Annotated in this window: 7 protein-coding genes and 1 tRNA gene; 3 read left to right on the top strand and 5 right to left on the bottom strand. The window is 66.8% G+C overall.

The annotated features are described in order from the left end of the window. The coding region (locus AUL35_RS22775) for a hypothetical protein (protein ID WP_210168687.1) at positions 1–233 on the top strand (233 nt) is incomplete at its 5' end. 397 nt (positions 234–630) lie between these two features. Then, complete coding sequence (locus tag AUL35_RS22095) at positions 631–885, top strand: hypothetical protein (protein ID WP_156417938.1); 255 nt, start codon at positions 631–633, stop codon at positions 883–885. A gap of 37 nt (positions 886–922) precedes the next feature. On the opposite strand, the gene AUL35_RS10700 is transcribed toward AUL35_RS22095, so the two are convergent. The 5 genes from AUL35_RS10700 to AUL35_RS10680 form a co-directional block, all read right to left on the bottom strand. Then, positions 923–1,741 (bottom strand): metallophosphoesterase, encoded by an 819-nt coding sequence (locus AUL35_RS10700; RefSeq protein ID WP_062014629.1) that lies wholly within the window; start codon positions 1,739–1,741, stop codon positions 923–925. Then, a complete protein-coding gene (locus AUL35_RS10695; RefSeq protein ID WP_062014628.1) occupies positions 1,738–1,932 on the bottom strand; it encodes a hypothetical protein in 195 nt (64 codons plus the stop codon). Before AUL35_RS10695 ends, AUL35_RS10700 begins: the two co-directional genes overlap by 4 nt. Further along, positions 1,932–3,728 (bottom strand): AAA family ATPase, encoded by a 1,797-nt coding sequence (locus tag AUL35_RS10690; RefSeq protein WP_156417937.1) that lies wholly within the window; start codon positions 3,726–3,728, stop codon positions 1,932–1,934. The genes AUL35_RS10695 and AUL35_RS10690 overlap by 1 nt, the downstream gene beginning before the upstream one ends. A gap of 369 nt (positions 3,729–4,097) precedes the next feature. Continuing rightward, a tRNA-Thr gene (locus tag AUL35_RS10685) sits at positions 4,098–4,173 on the bottom strand. Then, on the bottom strand, positions 4,164–5,189 hold the full coding sequence (locus AUL35_RS10680) for a nitronate monooxygenase family protein (protein ID WP_062014626.1): 1,026 nt from the start codon (positions 5,187–5,189) through the stop codon (positions 4,164–4,166). The genes AUL35_RS10685 and AUL35_RS10680 overlap by 10 nt, the downstream gene beginning before the upstream one ends. 154 nt (positions 5,190–5,343) lie before the next feature. On the opposite strand from AUL35_RS10680, the gene AUL35_RS10675 reads away from it, so the two are divergent. Further along, positions 5,344–6,285: a hypothetical protein gene (locus AUL35_RS10675; protein WP_062014625.1), complete on the top strand. Its 942-nt coding sequence runs from the start codon at positions 5,344–5,346 to the stop codon at positions 6,283–6,285. Positions 6,286–6,307 lie beyond the last annotated feature (22 nt).

Here is a 6,307-nt window from a genome sequence, read left to right as displayed (position 1 = left end):
CCTGGACCGAGCGCGATGCTGTCGACCGGCTGCACGGGGAAGGGGTGACACCGCGCAGGATCGCCGTCCGTGTCGGCGTCCCGCGTCACCTCGTCGACGAGCGTATCGCGCAGATCGAGGACGGGACGGCTATCCGGATCTGGATCGACGGGCTGGATAGCGGGACGCGGAAGGGCGCGGATGTGGGGAAAGATGGGGGAAGTTCGCCCCAGGATGTGGGGAAAGCCGAGTAGGGGGATCCGGCAAAGGCACGGTGGCGGTAGCCCGCTATGAAGCAGGACCGGTCCAAATTTCGCTGGTGTCCCTTATGCCGTCTCTGAGAAAGCCCTCTTCGATCTTGTATTCTACGGCGGCGGGTTCCTCGCATTCATCATCTACATCGCATGGAAGGCGCTTCGATCATGGAAGCCGTATCTGCCTTTCATCAATCTCGTTTCCTACACGATCGGCGGTCTGACCCTGGCAATCGCTTTCTGGAACGGGACAATCTCATTCACGCAGAGTTACCCCGAGCAGCTTGCAGCGTCCGGTCTCACGAACGTCAGGGAGCCGTTCCCTCCATTCTACGATCAGTTCCGATCACGCCGTGATGGTGTCTGCGAGAAGGCATCGGAGAGCCTAGACTGCTACGTGCTCGACCAGTTCGTCCGGTCAGCCTATGGGGAGCTGAACGGCGAGTTCTTCATGGTGCGAGTCCCCGTTAATCCTCCGCCGGGCACGCCGGCGGAAACGGCTCGATTGATCTCGGCCTACAACAAGGCGTTCGACACCGTTCCCAAGCCGATCGACGCAATGGCGGAAGTCGTCCGAAAGATCGGGGGCGTAACCGCCATTGCGCTGCTCTTCGCGTGGATGCTCGGTGTCCATCGACGCTGGATCTTTTAACCTAGCTCGACGGTAAGCACGATGCTGATCTCGGACGTCAGACCTCGACGACCAACCTGGGATCGAAAGCCGCGTTCTCGTGCTCCTCGACGCCCTGACCGAAGACCATCCGCGTGCGCACGTACCCCCGCGGATTGCAGATCACCCGCGTGTCGAAGACCCGGTAGTCCCGCTGGCAGTGAATGTGCCCGTGTACCCAGAGCGCCGGCCGCCCAACGTGCATCACGTCTTCAAGGTCCGACGCGTACGCGGCGTCGAGCCGCTCCCTGACCTGACCATGGCGCAGGGACCGCGGGGACGGCGCGTGGTGCGTGACGACCACGGTCGGCCCGTCGAACGGGATCGCCAAGGTCTCGACGATCGCCGCCTTGTGCCTCGCGTGGATGCCGACGACGTGCTGCGGGGTGAGCCTGGGACGCTCCGAGCCCGTGCCCATTCGCGAGTACCTGAAATCGTTCATGTTGGCCTGGGCTTCGAGCTGGCCCTTGTGCACGCCGTCCCGGCACAGACCGTAGTCCGTCCAGAGCGTCCCGCCGACGAAGCGGACGTCGGCGATCTCGACCGTGTCGCCGTCGAGGACATGGATGCCATCGGCCTGCTGGCGCTCGCGGAAACGGGGGATCTCCCTGTCGACGCTGCCGCCCCACGCGTCGTGGTTTCCAGCGACGACGACGATCGGGATGCCGAGGCGACGGACTTGGTTTTCCAGCCAGTCGCGGCCCATCGTCGACAACCTCCCGGCAATGTCGCCGGCGACGACCAGGACATCCGCGTCGACGTCGGCCTGGGGCTGCCAGACGCCGATCGCCGACCGAGAGAAGTCGTCGTGAAGGTCGGACATGATCCAGATTCTCATACGCGACCTCCCTTGTAGTGGCGTTCCATGACCAGACCGATGGCTGTGACGCCGAGTGCGCGACGCTCGCCGGCGTCGAGTTGAGAGAAGACTGAGATCGCCTGATGGCAGACCTCCAGAGGCGGGACGCCTTCCGTCCGTTCGATGTGGTCGAGGCGCTCACGGACGTCCTGAGGCAGGGCCAGGATCATCACATGGGCCTCATGCGCATGTGGGTCTCCCGAGCCTCGACCGTCGCCTCGACTGCGACGCGGAGCCGACGCATCGACCCGGCCCGCCACGTCTTCTGGACCACCCTGATCTCGTCGGCGGCCAGATAAGGCATCCAGGCGTCGTCCAGCCCCCGCTCGTCGCGTAGGTCGTCCACGATCTGCCTGGCCAGATCGCCGACGTGCTGCGGTCCGGGATCGGGCATCTCGAGGATCCGGAAGCGGTCGCGGAGGGGTGCCGGGATCGTTGAGACGTCGTTGGCCGTCGCAAGGAACGAAACGGCACTCACGTTGGAGGTCCTCTCGATGCCGACTTCGAAGAAGTCACGCGACGTGTGCCGCTCGAGCATCGGCAAAAGGGAATGGAGGAGGCTGCCGTTCGACGTCGAACTGCCGGTCTTCTCGATCTCGTCCAGAATGACGACGGGGTTCGCCACCTTCGACTGGCGGATCAGCTCCAGGGGCACGGAGACTCGCTTCGTAGCCCACTGCGCCGGCGTTCCACCGAACGAACCATCGGCGACGGACGCGCAGGGGAAGACGACGTTCGGCATCTCGAGGTGATTGTTGACCAGGCTTCGGAGAAGCGACGTCTTGCCGGAGCCGGGCGATCCGACCAGCAGCGTCGGACGCATGTGCAACGGCTCGCCCGACCTCACGTCACGGAGCAGCCTTCCGATCAGATCACGTGCGTGGGGGTACTCGTCCCCGAGCGCCTCGGCCGTAACGGACACGTCATCGGGCGCCAACCTGAGAGGCAGCCACACGTTGACGATCGGCTGGAGAGCCTTCCACAGATCTTCCGACCCACCCGAGACATGCGTCTTTCCCGACGACATCGCATGGTTCCGCAGAACGACGAGACTCGAACCATCCGGTACATGCCGGCCCACCGGACGACTAACCTTGGAAGGAGTGTCATCGACTGCCAGCACGGGATCGACCTCCGCGACAACCGGTTCAGCAGGAAGCTTGGTCTCGGTGACGGCACACACGTAACCCTCGCCGTTGGTCTCCTCGGTTACGAGAGGCTCCGCCGCCGCTTCCTCCTCCGACGCTTTCGCAGCTTTCGAAGCCCTTACGGCTGCCAGGGTCTCACGCCTGCGCTCCTCGCCTTCGTAGGCACGCGTCCGGGCGATCGTAATTAGGTCCCGCAGCCAGTTCCGTTCGGCGGCCTCGACGGACTCGGACGGATCCGGCTTGCCCGACACCTGCCCCCAATCCATGACCGCTTCGAGAACGTCGTGCTGCCGCCTAGCGCGCTCCCAGATCGTCGCGACACCCTCGGTGAGGATCGTGATCTCGACGCCAGGATGCCAACGCCAGTCCGGGAACCGTGACACGGCGTGAGAGTGGCTCTTGAGGCCGGTTGCGAACGCTGACCGGATGTCCGGCTTGTCATGGTAGCTCTCGTAGAGCCGGCCGGCGGCACCCGTGTCGCCGTGAACGGCGAGCCAGTAGTCGAGCCGCTTCCGCTCGTGCGGATGCATGAGTGCGTGCAGGTCGCGGAGATTGGCGAGCGTCGGCAGGCCGGTGCGGGCGACGTATAGGTGGATCAGGACATCTTCGCCGATGCCGAGGGCGCGATTGCTTTCCAGGCTATCCGACCAGAGTCCGAAGTCGGTCGTGATCGTCCCATCGGCCGGCGGACCACCGCGCATCAGGAGATCGAGAGACGCGTGTTCGCGTTTAGCCAGGACGCGCTGGAACTGGTCTCCAGGAATCTGACCATGGGAAACGAGGACGTCGTACAGTGACGTGTCGGCGGAAGAAGGCACGGGGGCACCTTGGTGACGTGAATCGGGGATCGGCAGGGGGGTGGGTGCTGCTTATCGCTACCCGCGGTCACCGGACACTCGTGGTTCCGTACATCTTCGGCGGACGACGCACCCCATAGGGTTCGACAAAAAGACTAGCGCCGATTCCGTCCGTCCAGCAGCCCCCGAACAGCGCCACCTCGGATCAGGGTTGCCCAGAAGTTTTCTTAAAGCAGGTGCATTCGATCGATCCGGGCAACCCTTCGTTCAGACTCGTGAACGGAATAGGCCCAAATTCGATTTGCCCCCAACTTGCCCCCGTACATCGTATTAGGGCAACGGACTCGTTCAACCGAAGGCTAGAACGTCAATTATTTAAGTTGGTTAGAATGGTGCCGCTTAGGTGACTCGAACACCTGACCCCATCATTACGAATGATGTGCTCTACCGACTGAGCTAAAGCGGCCCGCCCGGCTCGGCCGGGAACGGGGCTCTCATAGCCTCCGCCGCCGACAAAGACAAGCCGGAATCGGCATGGCCTCGGCAGAGGCATCGACGGGCCGCCTCGTATTCGCCCGCGAGCCGCTCCACCAGGGCCGCCGCCGGCACCACGGCGTCCACCGCGCCGATGCCCTGGCCCGAGCCCCAGATGTCCCGCCAGGCCTTGGCCGCGCCCGCGCCGAAGTTCATGGCGCTCGGGTCGCTCTGGGGCAGGGCGTCCGGATCGAGGCCGGCGGCCTCGACGGAGCGGCGCAGGTAGTTGCCGTGAACGCCGGTGAAGAGGTTCGTGTAGACGATGTCGCAGGCGTGCCCCTCCACCACGGCCTGCTTGTAGCTCGCCTCGGCCCGGGCCTCCTCGGTCGCGATGAAGGCCGAGCCGATATAGGCGCCGTCCGCGCCCATCGCCTCCGCGGCCAGAACCCCGGCGCCGGTCGCGATCGCGCCCGACAGAAAGAGGGGACCGGCGAACCAGCGGCGGATCTCGCTCACCAGCGCAAAGGGCGACAGCGTGCCCGCATGGCCGCCGGCGCCTGCCGCCACCGCGATCAACCCGTCCGCGCCCTTGTCGACGGCCTTGTGCGCGAAGCGGTCGTTGATGACGTCATGGAGCACGATCCCGCCGTAGGCATGGACCGCCTGGTTCACCTCCTCCACGGCGCCGAGCGAGGTGATCACGACCGGTACTTTGTGATCCACGCAGACGCGCAGGTCCCGCTCCAGCCGCTCGTTGGAGCGGTGGACGATCTGGTTGACGGCAAAGGGCGCGGGCGGGCGTTCGCCCTCGCCCGCACGCAGCGCCTCGCGGATCTCGTGCAGCCAGTCGTCGAGCTGCTCGGCCGGCCGGGCGTTGAGGGCCGGAAACGAGCCCACCACGCCCGCCCGGCACTGCGCGATCACGAGCGCGGGGTTCGAGATGATGAAGAGCGGGGCCGCGATCACCGGCAGGCGGAGCCGGCCTTCGAGAATGGCGGGAAGCGGCATGGGACGGCCTCGATTGACGTTTACGTCAAAGTGCTACCGCGCCGCGCCCCGGATGCCAAGCGGCAGACCGACACCCCTGGCGCCCCCGCGCCCAAAATCGCCGCCTTTCGCTGCCAGAAGCCGCGCACGGTCGCGGGCCAACGAGGGGAACGGCATGGCGCAGACGAGGGGACGGGCAGTCGCCCTGATTCTGGCGTGGAGTGTCCCGGCGCTCTGCCAGCCGCTTTCCGGTGCCGCGTCGGCGGCCGAACTCTCGCCCGAGGTCCTTTCCGACGGCGGCGGGGAGGGAGGTCGCGATGCGTGCCTTCGCGCCGGCGGGCGCATCGTCGAGATGCCGGTGGCCCATGTGCGGCCGTTCCGAACGCTCGCTGGCGAGGGGCTGGAGGCGGCCTCGATGCGGCGGTCGGACCGCAGCGCGCTCTGCGTGTTCGGCGCCTTCGCGCCCGACACGACGGTCGTCACGGGCTCGACCTGGCAGGTCGCGGCCGCGACCTCCGAACCGGAGCCCCAGGATGCCGCCACGCCCTTCGGCGGCCGCTGCGCCGAAGAGTGCGACGCGAGCCTCACGCTCCTCTCCGACGGCGACCGCGAGGCGTTGCTCGCCTTGCCAGAGCGCGTGCGCCGGGAGCTTGGCGCGGGATCAGGCACGGCTGGCGACGGCGGCGCGCGGGTGGCGCGCAGCGCCGCCGCCTCACTGGCGGGCATGGGCGCGGAGACCGAGCCCGCGAGCGCGCCCCTCGACATCTCGTCCGGCGACGTCGACTGCACCTGGCGCCGCTTTCGCGACGGGCGCGTCGTGACCGAGCCGACGCAGCGCTGCCGGATAGGGCGCGATGAGAACGGCGCGCCGACGCTGGAACAGCTCACCGGCGCGGGGCTGGACCTGCGCCTCGAGCCGCTGACGGACCAGGCCTCGGTCTACCTCGGACGGCTGCGCCCTGACGGCGAGCCGGCGGGGCGGGACTACGACCGGGACGCAAGGGATGCGGCGGCCGGCAACCGCTCGGGCCTGGCCGTCGAGGTCGGAAACCAGGTCCATCTCGTGGGCGCCGACGAGGGCGCGGGCTTCGCGGTGCTGACGCTGTCGGGCAACTGACGGGCGCACCCCGCGCCCGATC

It is taken from the genome of Aureimonas sp. AU4 (assembly GCF_001463765.1).
Taxonomy (GTDB): Bacteria; Pseudomonadota; Alphaproteobacteria; order Rhizobiales; family Rhizobiaceae; genus Aureimonas.
Note: the sequence above shows the minus strand (reverse complement) of the source record. Positions and strands in the feature narration are given on the sequence as shown.